Genomic DNA, 22614 nt, shown 5'->3' with positions numbered 1-22614 from the left:
CCGTGGTCACAATCGCCTGTCGGTCGATGCTCCCTCAGCTGACGCTCAGCACCGCCGCGTTCGTGGCCACGGCCAGGGTGCCGCCCATCCGGGTGCAGGAGAACGCCGCCACGTGCAGCGGCCGGTCCGCCGGGAGGGCGAAGCCGCCGTCGAGGGTGTAGCGGGTGTTGGTGACCTTGCGGGTGCCGGCCGCGGCCGGGTCGCCGGCGCTCTCCGGTGGTGCGTCGGCCCGCCACACGAGCATGACCTCGGTGCAGCCGGCCGGCCAGTCCCACTGGACGAGGGCGTCGGTGACGCGCAGGTTCGTGACCGGCGGCAGTTCGAGGTACCACGTGACGGGTCCGGCCACGGCGGCGCCGTCGACGGTCAGCGCGAGGTACCGGGTGGGGCCGGACGGGCGCCGGTCGACCGCGAGCCCCGGCCCCATTCCCGGCACGACCTCGCCGTACGTCGACGGGTCGGACACCAGGGAACCGGCCGTCGGCGGGCGCACGCCGTCGGGGAGCCGGCGGATCTCCACGTGCCCGGTGGCGGGCACGGGGTAGACCAGCCGCACGCGCTTGCCGTGCGGGAGCACCGCCAGCGACTCCACCGGCACCGGCAACGGGCCGGGCGGCACCGACACCGGGGCGACCGCCGCCGCCTGGGCGACGGTGGCGGACGGTGCGGCGGGAGTCGACGTGGCCGGGGACGCTGCGGGCGTCACCGGGGATTGTGACGCGCGGCCCGGCGCGTCCGAGCGGACCTCGGCCGACACGACCCCGGCCCGGCGGGCGACCACGACGTACACCGGCGTCGGCTCGCCCGGGCGCGGCGCGGCCACCTCGAGCTCCGGACGGTGCGTGGTGCCGACCGGCAGCAGTTTCCCGTCGGGACCGACCCGCTGGATCCGGTACTCGACCTGCCCCGGCGACGTCGACGGAGCCCAGCTGATGACCAGCCCGCCGCTCACCATGCGGGTGCGGACGTCACCGGGCGGCTGGACGCCGATCTCGTGCAGCGCGGCGATCAGGCCCGGATGGTCGGGCGCGGCGTTGAGCGCGGACAGCAGCGCCAGTTCCCGGGCCTGCCCGGGCAGCGTCGCCGCGTGCTCCAGCGCGGCCGACGCGGTCTCGGTGCCCCGGTGGGCCTCCGCGAGGGCGTCGGCCACCGAGCGTCCGTTCGGACCGGCGACGTCGACCGCGATCGCCTGGATCCGTTCGAGGATGCCCGTCGCCTCGGTGTACCGGCGGGCGGCGAGCGCGGCGACGGCCGCCGCCCAGCGCTGGGTGGCCTCGGTGAGGACGTTGGCCGCCTCGTCGGCGATGGCCCGGATGGGCGGCATCGTGCCGCCGGCGAGCTGGCGGGCCTCCTCGACCTTCGCCTGCGCCTCGGTGACGCGGCCGGCCCGCAGCGCGGCCCGCGCCTCGGAGAGCTTGTCGTGCCACGCCCGCGGCGAGGCGGTCGGCGCGGCGCCGCCGGCCGGCGTGCGGCCGGGCCGGGCGAACCGGTCGGGCCGTGACGGTGGCGGCGGTGGTGGCGGGGTCGACGGTGCCGGGGTGTACGTCGACGGCGGCCGGATCGTCTGACCGACGGGCGGCTGCACGCTTCCGGGCCGCGGGACGCCCGACGACGGCGTCCGGGCCGGCTGCGTCGCCGGTTGCGGCACCGCCACGCCGAGCTCGCGGGCCAGCGTCGACACCGCCTTGACGGCGCGGCCGTGGTCGAGGCCGAGCGCCTCCGCCTCGCTGACCATGTGCTCGTAGTCGTCGGCGGTGAGCTCGTCCTCGACCAGCACCGCCGCCGACACGCGCGGCCGCAGCCGGGCGGTGACGTCCTGGAGGAGCATGTCGAGGTACGCCTCGGGGTCGCTGTCGAGCAGCAGCGCGGTGACGGAGGCGAGCAGGTCGTCGACGAGCGCGCGGCGCCGGTCGGGACGCAGTTCGCGGTTGCGGGCCGCGTACACCTCGCGCGCGTTGGCCAGCACCGGCCGCGGCGCGGTCGGGTCGAGCCCGAGCAGGTCGTAGAGGCTCACGAACGCGGGCCGGCCGAGGATCCGGCCCAGCTCCTCGAGGTTCGCCTTCACCTGCCGGAAGACGACCTCCGACATCGGTGCCGGCTGGCCCGCCGTGGGCTCGTCGTCGATGACCGGGTGCCGGGCCATCCGCGCCTCGGCGCTGGCCTGGTCGACGCCCGCCTGCGCGGCGAACGCGAGCACACCCGCCCGCTTCGACCGGGGGATGCCGCCGAACCGTTCCACCAGCCGCTCGATCGCGGCGTCGAGGTCGACGAACCGTTCCTCGTCGCGTTCGGCGCGCGACGTGCGGGTCTTCCCGGCGAGCTGCAGCCGGGTGAGCCGCTCGCACATGGCCGGCGCGATCTCGCCGTGGGCCTCGAGCAGCGCGGTGACCAGGCCGCGGTACTTCGGGTGGTTCCGGTTCTTCTGCCAGAACGCCCACACCGCCTCGACCTGCGTGACGACCTCGTCGTCGCTGATGAGGTCGGCCTTGTCCAGCGGCACGTCGTACCACTCGAACGGATCGCTGGCCGGCATGCCGCCGCGCGCCTCGACCGCGGCGAGGACGCGCTTGCGGTAGTCGTTGGCGTCGAACGTCATGAGCTCTTGCGCCACATGTTCGCGACCTGCGCCCGTTCCCTGGCCACCTCGGCCTGGCTCAGCGCCGCGCTCGTCTCGATCTGGATCTGCAGCGGTCGGTCGCGCATGCCCTCGTGCACCGCGCTCAGCGTCAGGATCCCGTCGAAGCCCATCGCCAGCGTGATCTCGATCTCGCTGCCGGCGGGGTAGCCGTGCGGAATCCCGGTGATCGACGCCTCCGCGATGATCTTGTTGACGAGCGGGTCGGTCGACTCGACGCCACCACCCTGCTCGATGATGCGCACCGTCACCACGTCCTGGTTGTCACGCACCGTGCCGAACGAGCGGCGCACGGCCACCGGCAGCCGGTCGTTGCGGTGCACGAGGAAGACCGCCTCGAGGTCGCCCCGGCCGATCGCCAGGACGCCGAAGCCGCGCGAGCAGACGTTCAGCACCTGGATCTCGACCGTGCGGCGCACCTGCTCGGGCGTCATGTCGAACGCGCTCGCGATGCGGGCACAGGCGGCGTCGAGCGCGCCCGGTGCCGCCGAGCCCACCTCGGCGCCGTCGATGAGCTGGCCGCGGGTGACGAGGTCGCGGACGACCAGCCGCTCGATCGCCTTCTTCTGGCCGTAGACGGCCGCGCCCTTGGCGACCGCCAGGTCGGGGTCGGCGAGTTGGGTGGGCACGCCCAGTTCGGCGGCGAGCCGCTCGGCGACGGCCGGCATGCGGCTGGAGCCGCCGACCAGCAGCACCCGGTCGATCTTCTGCACGCCGCGCTTGCGGGCCGCCTCGATCGCCTGCTTCGTCAGCTCCATCGTGCGGTCGAGCAGGCTGCGGGTGAGCGTCTCGAACTCCTCGCGGGTCACCGTGACGTCGACCTCGCGGCCGTCGTGCGCGACCTTGACGGTCGTCTGCGGACGCCGCGTGAGGTTCCGCTTCGCGTTCTCCGCCGCCAGGATCAGCGCCTGCGAGCCGGCGCTGTCGTCGAGCGGGTCCTCGGCGTCGGGGTGCGCCTTGGTGAACGCGTGGGACAGGTGGATGGCGAGCTTCTCGTCCCAGTCGGCGCCGCCGAGCTCGTGATCGCCGTCGATCGACACGACCGCGACGCGCTTCTCGGCGAGTTCCACCACGGTGACGTCGAACGTGCCGCCGCCGAGGTCGTAGACGAGCGCGACCTCCTCGTTGGCGGCGCCTTCCGTTGTCGTGCGATCGATCCGGGCGAACCCGTACGACAGGGCGGCGGCGATCGGCTCGCTGATGACGTCGACGACCGTCAGCCCGGCGTACTCGCCGGCGAGCTTGGTCGACCGTCGCTCCTCGTCACCGAAGTATGCCGGCACGGTGATCACGACATCGTGGACGGGCGTGGGCGCGGCCAGTGCCGTGTCGTTGACGAGCGCCTTCAGGATCAGGCTGCTGACCGCGGGTGCCGACCACGCCTTGCCGTGGCTCACGAACCGCCAGTCACCGTCGCCCATGCGACGCTTCACCAGCGTGCAGACGTCTTCGGGCAACGCGCGGGCCTGTACGCGCGCGGGCTCACCGGTCAGATAATCGTTCGGCCCCACGAAAAGGACCACGCTCGGGAGCGTGGCCACCTCGTTCAGCATCGGAATGATCTCGGGCTGGCCCGAGGTGCCGATGCCGGCCAGACAGCTGTACGTGGTACCGAGGTCGATGCCGTACACGGCCCCCGTGGACTCGGTTCTACTGCGCGACATGGCGGAACTTTAGCGTGCGGAGTCCACGGCGGGTTGCACCGTGTCGGGCACCGGGCGCCACTACAGTCCCGCGACGTGGACTACTCCCTTCTGTCCCACGGGTTGCTGGTGGAGGAGTTCGTCTACGGCGACGACCACACGACGGTCGGCCTGCGCGTCCTGACCTGGACGCGAGCGGACCCACGCTGGCTCAGCACACCGTCGTTCGGCCGCGCCGTGCGCACGGATCCCGACCTGTTGGCCGGCGTGACGCCGACCGACCGCGCCGGCGCGGAGCGCGCGTACCGCGCCCTGGCCGGCGGTGAGCTTCCGGACGAAGCCGCCCTCCGCGCCCGTTTCGTCGGCCACGAGCCGTTCGCGACCGCGCCGCCGCTGCGCCTCGGCCCGACCGACCCGCCCGCCGGTTTCCGCGAGAAGCGCGTCTACCGGGTGCTGTTCGCCAAGGAACCGGCCGGTGCCGCGCCGGGTGCCGGCTCGCGCACGGTCGGTGGCGACCACTTCTCCTGGGACGTGCGGCGGGTCGGCCGGGGAGTCGCCTGGGCACTCGACGTGACCGTCCTGCTGGCCGGCGACACCGGCGATGCCGGCGATGCCGACGATGCCGACGATGCCGACGACACGGTCGGCCCGGTGCTGCGCGACCTGACCGCCGCGGTACGGCGGCACGGCCTGGTGCCCGTCACCACGGAACGGTTCGCCTGACCGCTAGTGGTTCGACGCGGACCGCAGGGAGCGTTCCACCTCGGCGAAGCCGTACTCGAGCATCTCGGCCTCGTACGCGTGCACGGCCTTGAGCAACGGACCTTCCGTGACGCGGCGGCACAGCAGGGCGGCGTCGCGCAGGGCGACGGAGGCGCTGGTGCCCTGCGGCACCATCGTGTGGATGGCGTCGCCCATCAGCGTCACCGGCACCGTGTCCCACGGGGGCACCGGTTGCGCGGTGCGCATCGTGGTGGTGTGCACGCTGCCGGGGTCGCCGAGCCCGACGATCGCGGACAGGCTGGGGTGCCAGTCCGACACCAGGTCGGCGGCGGTCTTCCGCAGCGCCGGTTTGTCCATTGTGGACAGATCGGCCGGGAACATCGCGGCCGGGCCGGCGACGACCCACATGAGGTAGTCCTCCCCGGCGGCGCCGGGGAGGAACCGGTGCGCGGCGAGCGGCATGAAGCGGCCGTCGGTGCCGGTGACGGCGCAGAAGCCGTCGATCGCCACGGCCGGTGCCAGCGCGTGGACCTCGTCGGTCAGCGGCGTGCGTCCGAAGATCTCCGTGATGCCGAGCTCCACCACCTCGGCGTGCGGCAGCAACTGCTTGCGGACCGGGGAGTGCGTGCCGTCGGCGCCGACGAGCAGGTCAGCCTCGTCGACTCTGCCGTCGCCGAGGAAGACCCGCACGCGGCCGTCGTCGAGCAGTTCGTAGCGCCGGAACGGCGTCGCGTATTGAACGTCGAGGCCGGTGACGAGGATCCGGCGCAGCGTCAGCCGGTCGACCGTGAGGTGGCGGCCGTGCTCGGCCTCGCCCGCCGTCTCCGGCACGAGCGTCTCCTGGACGACGTTGAGCGTCGGGTCGAGCACCCGCCATCCCGCGCCGCGCCGGCCGGCGGCGGTGGCCAGGACCCGTTCGTAGAGGTCGGCCGGCAGGCAGGCCCGCAGCGCGAGGTCGCCCTCGGGCGCGATGTGGATCCGGTAACCCTGGGCCTGGCCGGGGGCCTCCCGCTCGTACAGCGCGACGTCGACCCCGGCCCCGGACAGGCCCTGTGCGAGCAGGGACCCGGACAGCCCGGCCCCCACGACGACAATTCTCATGAACCGAGATTATCTGAACTCAGACGATCTGTCATCGGCCATAATGTGTCCATGGACACCGACCCCCTCGCCGGGACCATCGGCGGGCAGTTCATGCTCGCCCACCGCTACGCCCGCGCCGCGACCAACCGCGCCCTCCAGGCGCACGGCGTCGAACTGCGCCATCTCGGCGTGCTCGGAACCCTCGCCGAGGCCGGTCCGATGAGCCAGCGCGCCCTGGCCGACCGCCTCCAGCTGGACAAATCGTCGATGGTCTACATCATCGACGAGCTCGAACGGCAGGACCTCGCCACCCGGACGAAGGACGAGCGCGACCGCCGCAGCTACGCCGTCCGGATCACCGACGCCGGCCGCGAGCGCCTGACCGCGGCCGCCGACACGGCCGGCGAGGTGATGACCGGCCTGCTGACCCCGCTCACCCCGGAGGAGCGCCGCCGCCTGCACGACCTGCTGGCCCGGTTCATCGAGTACGCCGCCGCGAGGTCCTGACCCGGCGGTGACAGACTGTGTACCCATGGGACTGTTCACGGTGCCGCAGGCCCGCGCCGAGCTGACCCGGCTGCGGCCGGTGCTCGACGAGATCGTCGTCGTCCGGGCCGACCTCGTCGAGCTGACCGCCGCGCTCGCCGTCGGGGGTCCGCCGACGGACCTCGGCGGGCTCCCGGAGCGCAAGGCGGCCGAGGCGCGGCTCAACGAGCTGATGACGGAGGTCCAGGAGACCGGCGCGGACCTGAAGGGCGTCGCACCCCTGCTGCTCGACTTTCCCGCCGACCTCGACGGCGTGCCCGTGCTGCTGTGCTGGCTCGAGGGCGAAGCCGAACTGACCTGGTACCACCGCACCGACCTCGGCTTCCCCGGCCGCCGCCGGCTCGCTGACTGACCTCGATGTCCTAGCTTCTTGATCGTTATGATGGCTTGATGGCGCGGTTTCTCTGGTACATCCCGAACGAGGTCCGGGCCGGGCATCGGGGCGACGACGGCGGAACCGGCCACAACAGCCTGTCGACGCTCACCGAACAGGCGCTCGCGATCGAGAACCACGGCTGGGCGGGCGCGCTGATCGGAACCGGCTGGGGACGGCCGGACACGTTCACCGTCGCCACCGCGCTGGCCGCCCGCACCACGACGTTCCGGCCGCTGGTCGCCGTGCGGCCGGGCTACTGGCGGCCGGCCCAGTTCGCGTCGGCCGCCGCGACGCTCGACCACCTCACCGGCGGGCGGTTGCTGGTCAACGTCGTGTCCGGGAAGGACGACCTGGCCGCCTACGGCGACAGCGAGGGCGACCAGGCCCACCGGTACGCCCGCACGAAGGAGTTCATGCGCATCGTGCGCCGCCTGTGGACCGAGGACGGCGTCACGTACCGCGGCGAGCATTTCCACGTCACCGGTTCCACCGTCGAACCGCGACCGGCGCGACCGCCGCGCCTGTACTTCGGCGGCGCCTCCGCCGCGGCCGAAGCGGTGGCCGCGACCGAGGCCGACGTCCAGCTCTTCTGGGGCGAACCCCTCGACGACGTGGCCGCGCGCATCGAGCGCCTCACCCGGCTCGCGCGGGAGTCGGGGCGCGAACACGCGCCGCTGGAGTTCGGGCTGCGCGTGACCACCGTGGTCCGCGACACCGCCGAGGAGGCCTGGGCCGAGGCGACGGCCCGGGTCGCCCGGATGGCGCCGGCCACCGAGGCCAGCGGTTCGGGGTGGGAGATCGCGGCCGGGCAGCGGCGACTGGTCGACCTCGCGGCGCGGGGCGAGGTGCTGGACACCAACCTCTACACCGCGCCGGGACGGTCCGGTGGCGTCGGCGCCGGCGCCACGTGGCTGGTCGGCTCGGCGGCGGAGGTGGCGGCGTCGCTGCGGCGCTACGAGGCGCTCGGCGTCACGCACTTCGTCCTCTCGGACACGCCGTACCTGTCCGAGGTCAGGCGTCAGGGCGAGCACCTGCTCCCGTTGCTCCGGAGCACGGGTCCGCGTTCTGATTAGCGGATGGCGGAGAAGGAACCCCAGGTACTGCTGGTCGTCCAGCGGGAGGACCGGACGCATCCGTCAGCGATCGCCTGGGCCCCCGACGGAACGACCTTCGCGATCTCCGGCCATACCGGGATAGAGATCTATGACTTCCCGACCGGTGACATGCGACTGCGTCTCGCCACGGAGAACTTTGTCGGTCGGGTCGCGTTCGATCCGCTCGGCACCCTGGTGTGCGGTGCCGTCGGCGCATCGGTCTACGGCTGGAGTCTGGAGAGCGGGCGACGGCTCGACTTCACGCTCGGGCAGAGTGCCGGCCAGGTGACCGCGATCGCCACCGCCGAGCGACCGGACGGTGCCCGCATCCTGCTCCACTCCGGCAGCGACGGAAACGTCTTCCTGAGGGACCTGTTCGGCAGTCGGGACGTGCTGCGGTTCGCCGCGTTCTCCGAGCCCGTCTCGGCCGTCGCGATCGCGGCCGACGGCGAGCGGTGGGCGGCGGGCAACCCCCGTCCCGACTCGCAGAATCTGGTCGTCTACCGCGCGACGTCGGACCACGGCGCGTACATGTCCATTCCGGGTGGGACGCAGTCGATCTGTTTCAGCCCGGACGGTCGGACGATCGCCGTCGGGACGCCGAGCGGGTCCGTCAGCGTGCTCGACGTGACCAACGGCAGAACGCTGATCAGCCTCGAAGGACCGGTCGACGGCGTCACTTCGCTGGCGTTCACGCCGGACGGGCGGCATCTGGTGGCGCGCAGCCGCGGAATCCATGTCTGGAGCTGTTCAACCTGGCGCCTCGCCACCGCGCTCTTCGACCAGCACGCCCGGGGACTGTGGCGGCAACCCGCGGCGTCGATGCATCCGAGCCGGGAAATCCTGGTGACGACCGGGTTGGACGGACGCCTCGTCGTCTTCGACCTCAACCTGCCGAACCGTCCGGTCGCCGTCACCGGCGACCTCAGCATCCGGTACGCCACGAAGAAGGTGGCCCTGGTGGGCGACAGCGGCGTGGGGAAGTCGACGCTCGGTTCCCGGCTCGTCTACGACGAGTTCATCCTGCACGAGTCGACCCATGGACAGCGCTTCTGGATCCTGGATGCCCTCGCCGCGGAGGATCAGGACGACACCACGGTGGAGGTGGTGTTGTGGGACTTCGCCGGCCAGCCGGAGTACCGCCTCGTCCACTCGCTCTTTCTGGACGGCCTCGACTGCGCGCTTCTCCTCTTCGACGCGTCGAATCAGGAGGACCCGTTGCGCGGTGTCGAGTTCTGGGTGCGCAAGCTGCGGAGAACCGACGACAGCATGCCCCCGGCGGTGCTGGTGGGCGCACGGGCCGATCGGGGTACCCCGAACCTCACCTACGGCGAGTTGCAGCGGTTCTGCACCGAGCACGGCATCTCGCACGGCTACGTCAGCACCAGCGCCAAGACCCGGGAGGGGATCGAGGAGCTCAAACGGTTGACCGCGTCGGCGCTCGCGGCGAGCGAACCCCGCGTGACGGTGACGTCCCAGCACTTTCTGGAAGTGAAGATCGCCGTCCTGCGCATCAAGGAAGCGGTCGAACGGGAGGGATCGGGAAAGCCCATCCTGACCGTCGACGAGCTGATCACCCTCGTCAACACGGACGAGGCGGCGACCCGGGACGCCGCGGTCTTCGTGTCGGCGCTGCGCGCCTTGCGGAACCACGGATACGTCGAACTCGTGTCCGACTCCCGCGGCCGCGACTTCGTGGTGCTCCTGCCGGATCTCCTGGTCGGCCTCGCGTCGTCGATCGTCCTCGAGGCCCGGCGGAATCCGCGTGGGCTGGGCGCGCTCCGGGAGGCCGACCTTCTCGAAGGCAGGTACAGCTTTCCCGAGCTCGACGGCCTCAGCGCGGATGAACGGCGGCTCATGCTCGACGCCGTCATCCTGCTGTTCCTCGGCCGCAAGGCCTGTCTCCGCGAGTCCCTGGGCGCGGACGCGCTGCTGGTCTTTCCGGCGCTGATCAACCAGAGCCGACCCGAGTCGCGGTCGGTGCCCGTCGAGGAGTTCGCCACCTACCGGGTCACCGGGGACGTGGCGAACGTCTTCCCCGCACTCGTCGTGCTGCTGGGGTACACGAACGCGTTCCGGCGCAGCAACCAGTGGCGCGACCACGCCGAGTACGAGGTCGGACCCGGCGAGATCTGCGGGTTCCGACGGTCAAGTCATGCCGACGGTCTCGTCGAACTCGTCATCTACCAGTCGGCCGGCTCGCCGGACTCGGTCCGAATGCTGTTCCAGGGCCTGTTCGAGGACTTCCTCAGACGCCGGAACGTCCACGTCCTCCGGTATCCCCTCGCGAGGTGCGGACAGTGTTCGTTCGCGCAGGAGCGCAGCACGGTGGTGCGGCGGGTGCTGGAGGGTCGCACGTTCGTGATCTGCGAGGAGTGCGGCTCGAGGATCCAGCTGACGACACCGGTCGAGCTCTCCGGGCACACGGCCGACGATGCCTCGATGGTGGACCAGGAGCAGCTGACGGCACGGATCCGAATTTCCTACCAGGCCGCGCTGGTCAAGATCAAGGCTCTGGCCCGTGACAACGGACTGGCCGCGCCGACCTGCTTCATCAGCTATGCCTGGGGACTGGCCGACGACGCCCGGTGGGTCGAACAACTGGCGGTGGACCTCTCCGACGCGGGCGTCAGCGTGCTGCTCGACGTCTGGGACAACTCCGCGGCCGGCGCCAGCATCTCCCGGTTCATCTCCGAGATCGCCACCGCCGACCGCATCATCGTGATCGGCACGCCGGGCTACCGCGAGAAGCACGAGACCCGCGACGAGGCGGGCACGATGGTGGCCGCGGAGGGTGACCTCATCGGCGTGCGGATGACCGGCGGGGAAACCTCCAAGAAGACGGTGCATCCGGTGCTCCTTCGCGGGTTGCCGTCGGAGTCGTTCCCCCCGCTGCTGCAGGGGCGGGTCCACATCGACTTCCGCGACCCGTCGAGGTACTTCGGGAAGATGCTCGACCTGGTGACGTCGGTGTACGGCATTTCCCGGCGGGAACCCGCCGTTCTCGCCGCGCGGAACATCATCGAGAGCGGTACGCCGGTGTAGAAGCCCGGCACCGGTCCGGCCAGTGGGTCGGACCGGTGCTGGACCGGACCTACTGCGCGCAGAAGATCGTGGTGTCCATGTTCCACGCGAACGTCGGTGTCACCGACGACTGGGCGCCGAAGGTCCCACCGAACGCCGTCCGGCCGCCCGCGAGGTTCGGCGTCAGCCGCTGCAGGTGGGTTCCGAACAGGTCGGTGTACCCGGCGAACCCGGTCAACTGCGTCCCCGACGGGCAGAAGGTGAGGTTGCTCAGGCTCGACACGCCCGCCGCCGCGGCGACCTGCACCCGCCGCATCTGGAAGTCGCTGGCCAGCAGGTTGGGCCGGCCGCACACCGAGTAGCCGGTGACCGTGTAGAAGCCGGCGAAGCCGTCGGCGTCCTCCTTGGCGATCGCGGAGCTACCGGTTGCCAGGATGCCGCTGCTGGTCGGGACCGTGCCGAGGTCCACCTGGCCGTTGCCGTTGTCGATCCTGCCGCCGGTGCTCATGACCACCTTGCCCGGCGAGCACCGGGTCACCGCCTGGTCGACCGTCGCCGAGGTCGGCGGGTTGGTCAGCGTCCTGATCTCCAGCTGCACGCTGGCCGGTACCACCGCGCAGAACGCGAACACCTGCATGCTCCAGGTCCCGGCGATGCCGAACTGGTCGGCGGCGGCGGTGACCTGGAAGGAGTCCGGGCCGGTGGCCGGGTGGATCGGCTGCATCTCGGTGATCACGGCGTGCACGCCGCCGACGGTGAACGCCCCGCCGCCGAGCACCCGCTCGCCGGCGTTGCACGGGAGCGCGAACGTCTTCGGGTTCGCGGTGCTGAACGGCACCTGCTGGACGATCGACCGCACCGTGCCGAACGGCAACGTCGCCGCCTGCGCCGGTACGGCCCCGGCCGCCACCACCGCGGCCACGGCCAGGCCGGCCGCCGCCCACATCCTTGATACGCGCATCTCTGCCCTCCTGTCGAAGCCCTTGTGGCTGCGGAGAACCGTGAGACACGACGCTGGACAAACGATGGGCAACCGATGGGCGGACGCCCGGACGTCGACAACCCGACAGGCTATTCGCGTTCGCGCGTGCGGAGGCCGTGTGCCGGCGTCCACCAGTCGACGACGAGGAGGGTGGCCTTCTCGTTCAGGTGCGTGTGTACGACCGAGGCGATGTCGGCGCGGAACCGGTCGCCTTCCGGTCCGTCGACGAGCGCGGGCCGGTCGACGAGCAGTGCCCGGCCGGAGATCTTCGCCTCGCCCGGCCACTGCGCCTCGCCGCCCTCGGCCGGGTCGACGGTGGAGCTGTGCAGCGCGAACCGCGGGTCGCGCCGGAGGTCGGCGCCCTTGCGGGCGTCGGGCATCGAGCCGAAGACCAGGTCGCCGTCGTCGAAGACGGTCTCGATCCCGGAGATCCGCGGCGACCCGTCGGCGCGCAGGGTGGCCAGCGTCTTGTGCCGGTGGGCGTCGAACAGCGCCCGCACCCGCGCCGCGAACTCCGGTTCCGCCTGTTCGAACTCCCGCCATGTCGTCATGCCCGCGATCCTGCCACCACTCACGCCGGCGGAGGTTTCGCGTCCACGCGAATCTTTAACCGTGCGCCGGCCCGCCGGTCGACACTTCGGATCATGAGCACCTACCGCGACCTGTTCCGCACGCCGCAGTTCCTGCCGCTGTTCGTCAGTTCCTCGCTCGGCGTCGCCGGAACCACGGTCAGCGGCCTCGCGCTCAGCACGCTGGTGTACGCGGCGACCGGGTCGCCGCTGCTGGCCGCGCTCAGCATGTTCGGCGCGTCGTTCGCGCAGATGATCGGCGCGATGACCGTGCTGAGCGCGGCCGACCGGCTGCCGCCGCGGGCCGCGTTGACCGGCATCGCGCTGCTGTTCGCCGTCGGCACGGCGATGCTCGCGGTGCCCGGGCTGCCGGGCTGGGGGACGGCCCTGGTGATCCTCGGCATCGGACTGGTGAACTCGGTCGCCGGCGGGGTGCGCTGGAGCCTGCTCGGCGAGATCGTCTCGGCCGAGCGGTACCTGCTCGGCCGGTCCGTGTTCAACATGGCCGTCGGTGTCATGCAGATCGCCGGGTTCGCCGTCGGTGGGGTGCTGGTGGCGGTGCTGTCGGCACGGTGGACGCTGCTCATCGCCGTCACCTTGTATCTGCTCGCGGCGGCGGTGGCGCGGTTCGGACTGTCCGAGCGCCCGCCCCGCTCCCCCGGGCGGCCGTCGGTGCGGCGGACGTGGCGGGTGAACGGCATGCTGTGGTCGTCGCCGGCGCGGCGCGCGACGTACGCGGCGATGTGGCTGCCGAACGGCCTGATCGTCGGCGCCGAGGCGCTGTTCGTCCCGTACTCCCCCGACGCGGCCGGCGCCCTGTTCATGGCCGCCGCCCTCGGAATGCTGGTCGGCGACACGCTGGTGGGCCGGATCCTGCCCGTGCGGCACCGGTTCATCACGCCGTTGCAGGCGCTGCTCGCCGCGCCGTTCGTCCTGTTCGCCCTGCCGCTGCCGCTCGGCGTCGCGGTGGCCGCGGCGGCGCTGGGCGCCGTGGGCTACGGCGGCAGCCTGCTGTTGCAGGACCGGCTCCTCGCGCAGACCGACACCGCGATCCGCGGCCAGGCCCTCGCGCTGCACTCGGCCGGCATGCTCACGATGCAGGCGGTCGGTGCGACGGTGGCGGGCGCGGTCGCGCAGTTCCTGCCGGTGGGCACCGCGATGGCCGTGATGGCGGTGGGGTCGCTGGTGGTGACCGCGCTCCTCGCGCCGGCGCTGCGCCGCCCCGTCGTCGCGCCGAGGATGAGTAATCTGGTCGGTTCCGGGCAGTAGGCCGGCATGAAGGCACTGACATTCCAGGGCACCGGCAAGGTGTCCGTCGAGAACGTTGCGGACCCGACCATCCACGAGCCGACGGACGCCATCGTGCGGATGACGTCGACCGCGATCTGCGGCTCGGACCTGCACCTGTTGGACACGCTCGGCATGTTCATCGACGAGGGCGACGTGCTCGGGCACGAACCGATGGGGATCGTGGAGGCGGTCGGGTCACAGGTGACCCACATCAAGCCGGGCGACCGGGTGGTGGTCCCGTTCAACATCTCCTGCGGGAACTGCTGGATGTGCAAACGCGGTTTCTTCGCGCAGTGCGAGACCACGCAGGTCCGTGATCAGGGGACGGGCGCCGCGCTGTTCGGGTACACCAAGCTGTACGGGCAGGTGCCGGGTGCGCAGGCCGAGTACCTGCGGGTGCCGCAGGCCCACTTCGGCCCGATCACGGTGCCCGACGGGTTCCCCGACGAGCGGTTCCTGTACCTGTCCGACGTGCTGCCGACGTCGTGGCAGGCGGTCGCCTACGCCGACGTCGAACCGGGCTGCACCGTCGCGGTCATCGGGCTGGGACCGATCGGCCAGATGTCGGCGCGGATCGCCCGTTACCTCGGCGCGGAACGCGTGATCGCCGTCGACAGCGTCCCGGAGCGCCTGGAGATGGCCCGCCGCCACGGCATCGAGGTCCTCGACGACTCGCAGGTCGACGACGTCCCCGCCGCGATCCTCGACCTCACCGACGGGCGCGGCGCCGACGGCGTGATCGAGGCGGTCGGCATGGAGGCGCACGGGTCACCGGTGCAGGAGTTCGCCCAGCGGGCCGCCGGGCTGCTGCCCGACGCGATCGCCCGCAAGGCCGTCGAGAAGGTGGGCGTCGACCGGATGGCCGCGCTGCGTACCGCGTTCGCGAGCGTGCGGCGGGCGGGGACGATCTCGATCATCGGCGTGTACGGCGGGAAGGCCGACCCGTTCCCGATGATGGACCTGTTCGACAAGGGCGTGACGATCCGGATGGGCCAGGCCCACGTCAAGCGCTGGATCGACGACATCATGCCGGCGCTCACCGGTGACGGCGACCCGCTCGGCACCGAGGACCTGATGACCCACCCGTTGCCGCTGGACGAGGCCCCGCACGCGTACGAGATCTTCAAGCAGAAGGAGGACGGCTGCATCAAGGTCGTCCTGAAGCCGTAGCCGAGACGGAAAGGGGGCCCGCGGGCCCCCTTTCCGCTGCCGCCATCAGAAGCGTTCCCAGGCCCGGTGGTTGGCCAGCAGGGCGCTCACGGCCGCCAGCGTCTCCGATCCCGACCTGCCGGTGACGACGCCGGGCGTGTCGGCCACGCCGGCCCGTTCGAGCACCGTGACGCCCGCGCCCCACGCGCCGATCGCCTTGGCGTGCCGCCAGCACTCCTCCACCAGGAGCAGCACCCGCGGGTCCACGACGTCGGCGCCGGGTGCGCCGACCTTGGCGTCGCGGCCGGCGACCGCGTCCTGCGCGAGCGCAGGTGCGGCCGCGAGCAGCAGGGCGTCGAACTCGACCGACCGGGCGGTGGCGAACGAGCGCTGCACCACGAGGTCGCCGACCGTGCCGCCGTGCGGGGCGATCACCAGCGGCACCATGCCGGCGGCGAACACCTCCCGGCGCACCGCGTCGACGCCGTCGGTCCCGGCGCCGCCGTTCGCCGGCTCGGCGTCGACGACGATCCCGACGAGGCGGCCGTCGACCGGCCACCGGTTCCCGAGCTGGGACAGCGCGGGGCTGGGCGCGACGTCGGCCAGCGGCAGCGTCGGTTCCGGCACGGGCAGGCCGAGGCCGGCGGCGACCTCGGCGCACAGCACCGGGTCGATGTTGGCCAGGCACCGCAGCTGGCGTTCCTTGACCGCCTGCTCGTAGCACTTGCCGAGCTCGAACGTGTAGGCGTTGATGATGTGCTCGCGCTCCACCGGCGACATGCTCAGCCAGAACAGGCGCACCTGGCTGAAGTGGTCGTCGAAGGAGACCGGGTTCGCCCGGATCTTCGGCGCCTCGGCGACGGTCACCGGGACGTCGACGAACCCGTCCCCGGTCGCTTCGAACGGGTTGCCGCCGTCGAGCGAGTTCGGCCGGTACGGCGCGACGCCGCCGTGCACGGCCTGCTGGTGGAAGCCGTCGCGCAGCATGTCGTTCACCGGCGCGTGCGGCCGGTTGATCGGGATCTGCCCGAAGTTCGGCCCGGCGAGGCGGGTCAGCTGGGTGTCGAGGTACGAGAACAGGCGGCCCTGCAGCAGGGGGTCGTTGGTGACGTCGATGCCGGGCGGCAGGTGGCCGAGGTGGAACGCGACCTGCTCGCTCTCGGCGAAGAAGTTCGTGGGGACGCGGTTGAGCACCAGCTTCCCGACCGCCTGCACGGGCGCCAGCTCCTCCGGCACGAGCTTCGTCGGGTCGAGCAGGTCGATGTCGGCGAACGTCTCCTCCGGGGTGTCGGGGAACGCCTGCAGGCCGAGTTCCCACTCCGGGAACGCGCCGGCCTCGATCGCGTCGTAGAGGTCGCGGCGGTGGAAGTCGGGGTCGACGCCGTTGGTCAGCTGGGCCTCTTCCCACGTCAACGAGTGGACGCCCAACGTCGGCTTCCAGTGGAACTTCACCAGCACCGTCTCGCCGGCGTCGTTGACCAGCCGGAACGTGTGGACGCCGAAGCCCTCCATCATCCGGTACGAGCGCGGGATGCCCCGGTCGGACATGTTCCAGATCGTGTGGTGCTGCGCCTCGGTGTGCAGCGACACGAAGTCCCAGAAGGTGTCGTGGGCGCTCTGCGCCTGCGGGATCTCCCGGTCCGGGTGCCACTTGGCGGCGTGGATGATGTCCGGGAACTTGATGGCGTCCTGGATGAAGAAGACCGGCATGTTGTTGCCGACGAGGTCGAACGTCCCTTCGTCGGTGTAGAACTTCGTGGCGAAGCCGCGGGTGTCGCGCACGGCGTCGGCCGAACCGCGCGAGCCGAGCACGGTCGAGAACCGCACGAAGACCTTCGTCTTCCTACCCTTCTTGAGGAACCCGGCGCGGGTGAGCGGCTCGGCGGAGCCGTAGGCGGTGAAGACGCCGTGGGCTCCCGCGCCGCGGGCGTGCACCACCCGCTCGGGGATGCGCTCGTGGTCGAAGTGCATGATCTTCTCGCGCAGGTGGTGGTCCTGCAGCAGCACGGGGCCGCGCGGGCCCGCCTTGAGCGAGTGGTCGGTGTCGCGCAGGCGGGTGCCCTGTGCCGTGGTGAGGAAGGTGCCCCGCTGGCCGTGGCTGACCGGCGTCGCGCCGGTGGTGTCGCCGGTTGGCGTGCGCGTCTCCGGCGTCCCCTGTTCCGACTTCGGCGGCAGCGGATCGTGCGGCTCGGTCGGCTCCGCGACGGTCGGCGTGCCGCTGCCCGGCGAGCCGGGTACGTCCGGGGTCAGGGCCTCGGCGACCTTCTCCACGGCATCCTTGACCTTGCGCACGGGGTCCATGTAGCTGTTCCTCCAGACGACGGCGTGACGAGCCCCCGCGGCCTACCCGGCCCGGGTGGCCCGAAACCGGAACCGTTCCAGATTCACCGCGGCGGATGCCGGACCTCGGCGGGCGGCGCACGCGTGTGAGACCGGCCGCGCGCGGGCAGGAACGCCAGATGCGGATACTGACCTACAACGTGTTCGGGCGGCACGGTGACTGGCCGGCCCGGCGGGCGGCGATGCGGCCCGCGGTGCGCGAGCTCGCGCCCGACCTGGCCGTGCTGCAGGAGACGGTCGTCGACGACGGCTACGACCAGGTGGTCGATCTGCTCGGCGACGGCTTTCACGTGGACCACCAGATCGGGCGCGACTCGGACGGCACCGGCGCCTCGATCGCGAGCCGGTGGCCGATGCGGGTGGTGCGGCGGGAACTGCTGCACGTCACGCCGCGCGTCGACGCGACGGAGCCGTGGATCGGCAGCGTCGTGCTGGCCCGGGTCGAGGCGCCGGAGGGCGTGGTGCTGCTGGCCCACTTCAAGCCGTCGTGGCAGTTCCACCTCGCCCACGAACGGGAACTGCAGGCCGTCGCCGCGGCCCGGATGATCGAGGACGAGGTGGCGGCGGACCCGCCCGACCACGTGATCCTCGCCGGGGACTTCGACTCGACCCCGGACTCGTCGATGATGCGGTTCTGGACCGGCCGGCAGAGCCTCGGTGACACCAGCGTCGTGTACCGCGACTCGTGGGAGTGCGTCCGCGGAACGGCGGCCGGCCTCACCTTCGTCCCCTGGAATCCGCTCCGTGAACGGGAGCAGATCCGCCACGAGATCGGCCGGCGGATCGACTACATCCTGGTGCGCTACGACCGATGGGGGCCGACGCTCGCGGTCCACAGCTGCGACCGCTTCCTCGACGATGCCGTCGGTGAGGTCTGGGCCAGTGACCACTTCGGCGTCACGGCCGACCTGATCCGCCATTGAATCTCACCGTAGGGTGGCGCGCGACCCCGCAGAGCGATCGCCGGGGTTATGGTGGGCTGCCGGCCGACGTCCAGGTGGGAACCGTGGCCGGATGCCTTCCGGGAAGGTGCGATGCGTCCGCAACCCGAAACCGCCGTGGTCACGGTCACCGTGACGCCCGTGCAGCAGGACGCCGTACGGGTATCCGTCGCCGGTGAGGTCGACATGTCCAGCGCGCCGAAACTCCGGGCGGCCCTGGCCGGCGCGATCGAGTCCTGGCCGCGGCGGCGCCTGGAGGTCAGCCTCGCCGGCGTGCGTTTCTTCGACGCCTCGGGCATCCACGCGTTGCTCGACGCCCGCCGGCGCGCCGCCAAGGACGGCCGCGACCTGGTCGTCGTCGCGGCGCAGCCGATGGTCTGCCAGGTCCTGCGGCTGACGGGAGTGCTCGACGTGCTCGCGCCGGACGGAATCGAGAAGGTGCCGAAGGCACACGTCGTCACGTGAGCCCCACGCTTCGCGAGGTGTCACACGGGGTATCCCGTTCGTCGTGATCGCGCTGCTACCGGTCTACCGACCGAGTCTCCATCTGCCCGAGCTCGCCGCCGAGCTGCTCCGCACCGGATCGACGGCCGGGGTGGTGGTCGTCGACGACGGCAGCGGGTCGGACTCGGCGGAGCCGCTCGACGCCGCCGAGGGCCTTGGCTGCACGGTGCTGCGCCACGCCACCAACCGCGGCAAGGGCATCGCGCTGAAGACCGGTCTGCGGCACATCGCCGACGCGTTCCCGGGAGAGGACGCGGTCAGCGCCGACGCCGACGGTCAGCACAGCGTCGCCGACATCGAACGGGTCGGCCGCCGGGTTGGCGACACCGGCCGGCTGGTGCTCGGGGTGCGCAGCTTCGACACCGACGTCCCGCTGCGCAGCCGGTTCGGCAACGGTCTCACCCGGCTGCTGTTCCGCGCCGCGACCGGCCGCGACGTCCGCGACACCCAGACCGGGCTGCGCGGCTACCCCGCCGGCCTGTTCCCGTGGCTGCTCGCCGTTCCGGGTGAGCAGTTCGAGTACGAGATGAACGTCCTGCTGCGCGGCGCCCGCGACGGTCACCCGGTCGACCAGGTCGACATCGCCACCACCTACCTCGCCGACAACGCGTCCTCGCACTTCGGCTCGCTCTCCGACTCGGTGCGCATCTACCGGCCGTTGCTGCGGTACGCCCTCACGCCCGGCGGTCGGTGACGAGGACGGCTACGCCGCCGCGCCCGCCATCGGCCGCAGGGTGCTGGTGGTCCAGCTGATGGCCTCGAGCATGTCGGTGCCGAGGTCGCTGTCGGTCGGGCCCTGCTGGTAGTCGCGGACCGTACGGACGATGTCGGTGAGCGGACCGGGCCGCCCGGTGACCGCGTCGGACAGGTCCACGGCCAGCGGTAGGTGCGTGGTGAGGCGATCGGTGGACTGGCCGAGGAGCTCGCCGACGCCGGTCAGCAGGCCGGCGGTGAACGCGGTGTCGCCGGAGACGCCGCGCCGTTCGGCGAGGGTCTGACACATCCTGGCCCGGATGATCGTGTCCTCGAGGGCGGCCTCGTCGCCGTCGGCGAGGTCCGCGAGGAGCATGAGCGTGAGCCACTGCTGGAGCTTCCGGGTGCCGACCATCGTCACCGCGTCGGCGATCGAGGCGATCGTGCGGCGGACGCCGCTCGCCGCGGAGTTCACCAGGCGGAGGACGCGCATCGCGAGCCCGGGATCGTGCTGGATGATCGCGGCCGCCCGGTCGAGGCTCACCTCGCCGCTGTTGAGCTCGACGAGCAGCCGGATGCGGTGCATGCGCACCGGGTTGACGGTGGTGGTCCGCTCGACGTGCGGTCGTCCCAGCCCGTGACCCTGGAACAGCTGGAAGCCCAGTGACATCGCCGCCTCGACGTCGGCGGCGGTCTCCAGGCGCTCGGCGATGAGCTGGACGTGCGGGTACCGGCGGCACCGTTCGATGGCGCGCTGCGTCTGGTCGCGGTCGTCGACGAGCATGTCGATCTTGGCGTAGGAGGCGTACGGGAGCAGCGACTCCTGCCCGCGTTCGGTGCCGGACTGGTCGACGGCGATGGTGTAGCCCTGCTCGGCCAGGGCCTGCACGCCGGCGACGACGTCGTTGTCCACGACCACGTCGGCGAGCAGTTCGACGCCGACGCGGGCCGGGTCGAACGGCACCGGCAGCTCGCCGACGAGGAACTCCCGCGTGACGTTGACGAAGCAGGCCCGGTTGTCGACGAGCTCGTCGACGTGGAAGTCGGCGAACGCGGCCACGATGACCTGGCTGGTGGCGTAGCTGCCGCGGTCGGCGGCGCTCACCGCCTCGGCGGCGTCCCGGAACAGGAGCTCGTAGGCGACGACGACGCCCTCCCGGTCGTAGATCGCCTGACGGCCCACATGGACGGGACGGATCCCACGTGCGTCAACGGTCACATCCCATGATTGGCGCGGGAACGGGACAGTTGTGTCCGGTTTTGGGTGCGGTCGGGTTGCAACCCGGGTGCCGCCCCCGTCCCCCGACATAAACGACGCTCGATCCGGTGCGGTTCGTCGGACGGAACCCACACCGGATCGAGCGTCGTTGATACAAGCCGCCGCTCAGCCCCAGATCTCGCTGGACCAGGTGAGACCGGACCACGTGAGACCCGACCACGTCAGACCCGACCAGGTCAGGCCGGACCAGGTCAGGCCGGACCAGGTGAGACCGGACCAAGTGAGACCGGACCAGGTGAGACCCGACCACGTGAGACCCGACCAGGTGAGACCGGACCACGTCAGACCCGACCACGTCAGACCCGACCAGGTCAGGCCGGACCAGGCTCCGCTGCCGCCGACGGTCGGCCGGGCCAGTTCGGTGCCGAGCCACCGGCCGTCGTTCCACGCGGTCCCGGCGCTGCTGGCCGCGGCCCACGCCGCGCCGTCGAACGGACCCCACGGGGTGTTCTCACCGGTCAGCACGGAGGCGCCGAACGCGACGTGCGCGCTGCCCCGGGCGGCCTCCAGCGAACCGGTGCCGCGGGAGGGTTCCCACGTCTGCGCGGCGCCGACCTTCGGCGAGCGCAACGCCCTGGCGAGGTCCAGTTCGCCGGCGCCCCGGCCCTCGGCGTCCGCCCTGGGCAGCGTCGACGCGGTGGCCGTGAGCAGACCCTTCACCTGGTCGGGGGTGAGGTCGGGCCGCTGCTGGAGCAGCAGCGCCACGCCACCGGCGACCACCGCGGCCGCCTGCGACGTTCCGCTGCCCTTGATGTACGCGTCGCCGACGCGGGCCTGCGGGTACGTCTCGTCGATGTAGCCGCCCGCGTCGCGCAGCGACACGATCGAGCGGCCCGGTGCCACCAGGTCGACGCGGCGCTCGGCGGTGCCCCGGCTGGAGAAGTCCATGACGGTGTCGTCGCCGGACCGGACCGTGCCGGCCGAGTCGGCGGCACCCACGGCCAGCACGTACGGGTCGATCGCCGGGTTGGTCAGCGGTGCCGCGCCGTCGTTGCCGCCGGCAACCACCACGACGATGCCGGCCCGCCAGGCGTTCTCGGCGGCGTGCGCGATCGGGTCGATCGTGTAGGGCTGGGTCGAGTTGGTGCCGTAGGCGAGGGTGATGACCCGGATCGGGTTGGTCGGGTCGTCGTCGCGGTGCTCGACCACCCAGTCGAGCGCGGCGATCACCTGGGCGGCGTCGACCACACCGGTGCCGGCGCCGACCTTCACCGAGGTCAGGCGCGCGCCGGGGGCCATGCCGCGGAACCCGTCCGGGCCGGGCGACCCGGCGATGATGCCGGCCAGGTGGGTGCCGTGGCCGTACGTGTCGAGGTCGCGCAGGCCGGGAACCTGGCTGTCGAAGGACAGGTCCGGGCCGGTCACCACCTGCCCGGCGCGCAGCGCGTCCACCGGGACGACGCCGGTGTCGACCAGCGCCACGCCGACGCCGCGACCGTCGACGCCGGAGCGCCAGGCGCCGTCCGCGCCGACGATCGCGCCGACGTTGGTCATCGTGGTCGCCGTGGCGTCGAACCGCCACTTCCCCTTGGCCTGCGCGGACGACGGCCGCGTGTCCTGGGTGTCGGGCCGCGGGCCGGCCGCGGCCGGGGCGGCGACCGTCAGGGCGCCACCGAACACTCCACCGATCGCGATGGCCAGCCCGGCACCCGCCGTCCGGACCCTCTTCCACCGACTCATGCCGTCTCCTTGCCACAGGGTTTCTGTCACCGGCGATGTCGGCGCGAACACGTTCCGTAGTTA

Annotated in this window: 18 protein-coding genes; 10 read left to right on the top strand and 8 right to left on the bottom strand. The window is 72.0% G+C overall.

What is annotated here, in order from left to right; all coding sequences use genetic code 11:
• Positions 1-34: 34 nt before the first annotated feature.
• Both Vau01_RS19155 and Vau01_RS19150 read right to left on the bottom strand, forming a co-directional pair.
• A complete protein-coding gene (locus tag Vau01_RS19155) occupies positions 35-2596 on the bottom strand; it encodes a hypothetical protein (RefSeq protein WP_203994491.1) in 2562 nt (853 codons plus the stop codon).
• Positions 2593-4299: an Hsp70 family protein gene (locus Vau01_RS19150; RefSeq protein WP_203994489.1), complete on the bottom strand. Its 1707-nt coding sequence runs from the start codon at positions 4297-4299 to the stop codon at positions 2593-2595. Before Vau01_RS19150 ends, Vau01_RS19155 begins: the two co-directional genes overlap by 4 nt.
• Positions 4300-4374: 75 nt before the next feature.
• Here Vau01_RS19150 and Vau01_RS19145 point away from each other — a divergent pair, with 75 nt between their 5' ends.
• On the top strand, positions 4375-5001 hold the full coding sequence (locus Vau01_RS19145; protein WP_203994486.1) for a hypothetical protein: 627 nt from the start codon (positions 4375-4377) through the stop codon (positions 4999-5001).
• 3 nt (positions 5002-5004) lie between these two features.
• On the opposite strand, the gene Vau01_RS19140 is transcribed toward Vau01_RS19145, so the two are convergent.
• Positions 5005-6102 (bottom strand): FAD-dependent oxidoreductase, encoded by a 1098-nt coding sequence (locus Vau01_RS19140; RefSeq protein WP_203994483.1) that lies wholly within the window; start codon positions 6100-6102, stop codon positions 5005-5007.
• A 51-nt stretch (positions 6103-6153) separates the two neighbouring features.
• On the opposite strand from Vau01_RS19140, the gene Vau01_RS19135 reads away from it, so the two are divergent.
• From Vau01_RS19135 to Vau01_RS19120, 4 genes are read left to right on the top strand one after another with little or no spacing between them, the layout of a single operon-like run.
• Positions 6154-6591, top strand: a complete 438-nt coding sequence (locus Vau01_RS19135; RefSeq protein ID WP_203994481.1) for a MarR family winged helix-turn-helix transcriptional regulator — start codon at positions 6154-6156, stop codon at positions 6589-6591.
• Positions 6592-6616: 25 nt separating this feature from the next.
• A complete protein-coding gene (locus Vau01_RS19130) occupies positions 6617-6982 on the top strand; it encodes a DUF2203 domain-containing protein (RefSeq protein WP_203994478.1) in 366 nt (121 codons plus the stop codon).
• A 38-nt stretch (positions 6983-7020) separates the two neighbouring features.
• A complete protein-coding gene (locus Vau01_RS19125) occupies positions 7021-8079 on the top strand; it encodes an LLM class flavin-dependent oxidoreductase (RefSeq protein ID WP_239151703.1) in 1059 nt (352 codons plus the stop codon).
• A 3-nt stretch (positions 8080-8082) separates the two neighbouring features.
• Complete coding sequence (locus tag Vau01_RS19120) at positions 8083-11145, top strand: TIR domain-containing protein (protein WP_203994472.1); 3063 nt, start codon at positions 8083-8085, stop codon at positions 11143-11145.
• A 49-nt stretch (positions 11146-11194) separates the two neighbouring features.
• Here Vau01_RS19120 and Vau01_RS19115 read toward each other — a convergent pair whose 3' ends face one another.
• Positions 11195-12085, bottom strand: coding sequence for a hypothetical protein (locus Vau01_RS19115; protein WP_203994470.1), 891 nt, complete (start codon positions 12083-12085; stop codon positions 11195-11197).
• A 110-nt stretch (positions 12086-12195) separates the two neighbouring features.
• Positions 12196-12657: a pyridoxamine 5'-phosphate oxidase family protein gene (locus Vau01_RS19110; RefSeq protein WP_203994468.1), complete on the bottom strand. Its 462-nt coding sequence runs from the start codon at positions 12655-12657 to the stop codon at positions 12196-12198.
• 93 nt (positions 12658-12750) lie between these two features.
• Here Vau01_RS19110 and Vau01_RS19105 point away from each other — a divergent pair, with 93 nt between their 5' ends.
• Together Vau01_RS19105 and Vau01_RS19100 are read left to right on the top strand one after the other, a co-directional pair.
• Entirely contained in the window at positions 12751-13944 is a 1194-nt protein-coding gene (locus tag Vau01_RS19105; protein WP_203994456.1) for an MFS transporter, read from the top strand.
• 6 nt (positions 13945-13950) lie between these two features.
• The gene (locus Vau01_RS19100; protein ID WP_203994446.1) at positions 13951-15135 is read left to right on the top strand and encodes a zinc-dependent alcohol dehydrogenase; all 1185 of its coding nucleotides are present in this window, start codon (positions 13951-13953) and stop codon (positions 15133-15135) included.
• A 45-nt stretch (positions 15136-15180) separates the two neighbouring features.
• Here Vau01_RS19100 and Vau01_RS19095 read toward each other — a convergent pair whose 3' ends face one another.
• Positions 15181-17415: a catalase gene (locus Vau01_RS19095; protein ID WP_203994443.1), complete on the bottom strand. Its 2235-nt coding sequence runs from the start codon at positions 17413-17415 to the stop codon at positions 15181-15183.
• A 158-nt stretch (positions 17416-17573) separates the two neighbouring features.
• On the opposite strand from Vau01_RS19095, the gene Vau01_RS19090 reads away from it, so the two are divergent.
• The 3 genes from Vau01_RS19090 (at position 17574) to Vau01_RS19080 (ending at position 19593) form a co-directional block, all read left to right on the top strand.
• Positions 17574-18377, top strand: a complete 804-nt coding sequence (locus tag Vau01_RS19090; RefSeq protein ID WP_203994440.1) for an endonuclease/exonuclease/phosphatase family protein — start codon at positions 17574-17576, stop codon at positions 18375-18377.
• Positions 18378-18488: 111 nt separating this feature from the next.
• Positions 18489-18860, top strand: a complete 372-nt coding sequence (locus tag Vau01_RS19085; protein ID WP_203994436.1) for an STAS domain-containing protein — start codon at positions 18489-18491, stop codon at positions 18858-18860.
• Positions 18861-18903: 43 nt separating this feature from the next.
• Positions 18904-19593, top strand: coding sequence for a glycosyltransferase family 2 protein (locus Vau01_RS19080; RefSeq protein ID WP_203994434.1), 690 nt, complete (start codon positions 18904-18906; stop codon positions 19591-19593).
• Positions 19594-19602: 9 nt separating this feature from the next.
• On the opposite strand, the gene Vau01_RS19075 is transcribed toward Vau01_RS19080, so the two are convergent.
• Both Vau01_RS19075 and Vau01_RS19070 read right to left on the bottom strand, forming a co-directional pair.
• Entirely contained in the window at positions 19603-20811 is a 1209-nt protein-coding gene (locus tag Vau01_RS19075) for an EAL and HDOD domain-containing protein (protein WP_203994432.1), read from the bottom strand.
• A 165-nt stretch (positions 20812-20976) separates the two neighbouring features.
• A complete protein-coding gene (locus Vau01_RS19070; protein ID WP_203994430.1) occupies positions 20977-22551 on the bottom strand; it encodes a S8 family serine peptidase in 1575 nt (524 codons plus the stop codon).
• Positions 22552-22614: the final 63 nt, after the last annotated feature.

Source organism: Virgisporangium aurantiacum (genome assembly GCF_016863635.1).
Taxonomy (GTDB): domain Bacteria; phylum Actinomycetota; class Actinomycetes; order Mycobacteriales; family Micromonosporaceae; genus Virgisporangium; species Virgisporangium aurantiacum.
Note: the sequence above shows the minus strand (reverse complement) of the source record. Positions and strands in the feature narration are given on the sequence as shown.

Bases quoted from the DNA above. Each gene is read 5' to 3' on its own strand.
- Vau01_RS19155 (WP_203994491.1), bottom strand. From the start codon at position 2,596: ATGACGTTCGACGCCAACGACTACCGCAAGCGCGTCCTCGCCGCGGTC.
- Vau01_RS19150 (WP_203994489.1), bottom strand. From the start codon at position 4,299: ATGTCGCGCAGTAGAACCGAGTCCACGGGGGCCGTGTACGGCATCGAC.
- Vau01_RS19140 (WP_203994483.1), bottom strand. From the start codon at position 6,102: ATGAGAATTGTCGTCGTGGGGGCCGGGCTGTCCGGGTCCCTGCTCGCA.
- Vau01_RS19135 (WP_203994481.1), top strand. From the start codon at position 6,154: ATGGACACCGACCCCCTCGCCGGGACCATCGGCGGGCAGTTCATGCTC.
- Vau01_RS19130 (WP_203994478.1), top strand. From the start codon at position 6,617: ATGGGACTGTTCACGGTGCCGCAGGCCCGCGCCGAGCTGACCCGGCTG.
- Vau01_RS19125 (WP_239151703.1), top strand. From the start codon at position 7,021: ATGGCGCGGTTTCTCTGGTACATCCCGAACGAGGTCCGGGCCGGGCAT.
- Vau01_RS19120 (WP_203994472.1), top strand. From the start codon at position 8,083: ATGGCGGAGAAGGAACCCCAGGTACTGCTGGTCGTCCAGCGGGAGGAC.
- Vau01_RS19115 (WP_203994470.1), bottom strand. From the start codon at position 12,085: ATGCGCGTATCAAGGATGTGGGCGGCGGCCGGCCTGGCCGTGGCCGCG.
- Vau01_RS19110 (WP_203994468.1), bottom strand. From the start codon at position 12,657: ATGACGACATGGCGGGAGTTCGAACAGGCGGAACCGGAGTTCGCGGCG.
- Vau01_RS19105 (WP_203994456.1), top strand. From the start codon at position 12,751: ATGAGCACCTACCGCGACCTGTTCCGCACGCCGCAGTTCCTGCCGCTG.
- Vau01_RS19100 (WP_203994446.1), top strand. From the start codon at position 13,951: ATGAAGGCACTGACATTCCAGGGCACCGGCAAGGTGTCCGTCGAGAAC.
- Vau01_RS19095 (WP_203994443.1), bottom strand. From the start codon at position 17,415: ATGGACCCCGTGCGCAAGGTCAAGGATGCCGTGGAGAAGGTCGCCGAG.
- Vau01_RS19090 (WP_203994440.1), top strand. From the start codon at position 17,574: ATGCGGATACTGACCTACAACGTGTTCGGGCGGCACGGTGACTGGCCG.
- Vau01_RS19085 (WP_203994436.1), top strand. From the start codon at position 18,489: ATGCGTCCGCAACCCGAAACCGCCGTGGTCACGGTCACCGTGACGCCC.
- Vau01_RS19070 (WP_203994430.1), bottom strand. From the start codon at position 22,551: ATGAGTCGGTGGAAGAGGGTCCGGACGGCGGGTGCCGGGCTGGCCATC.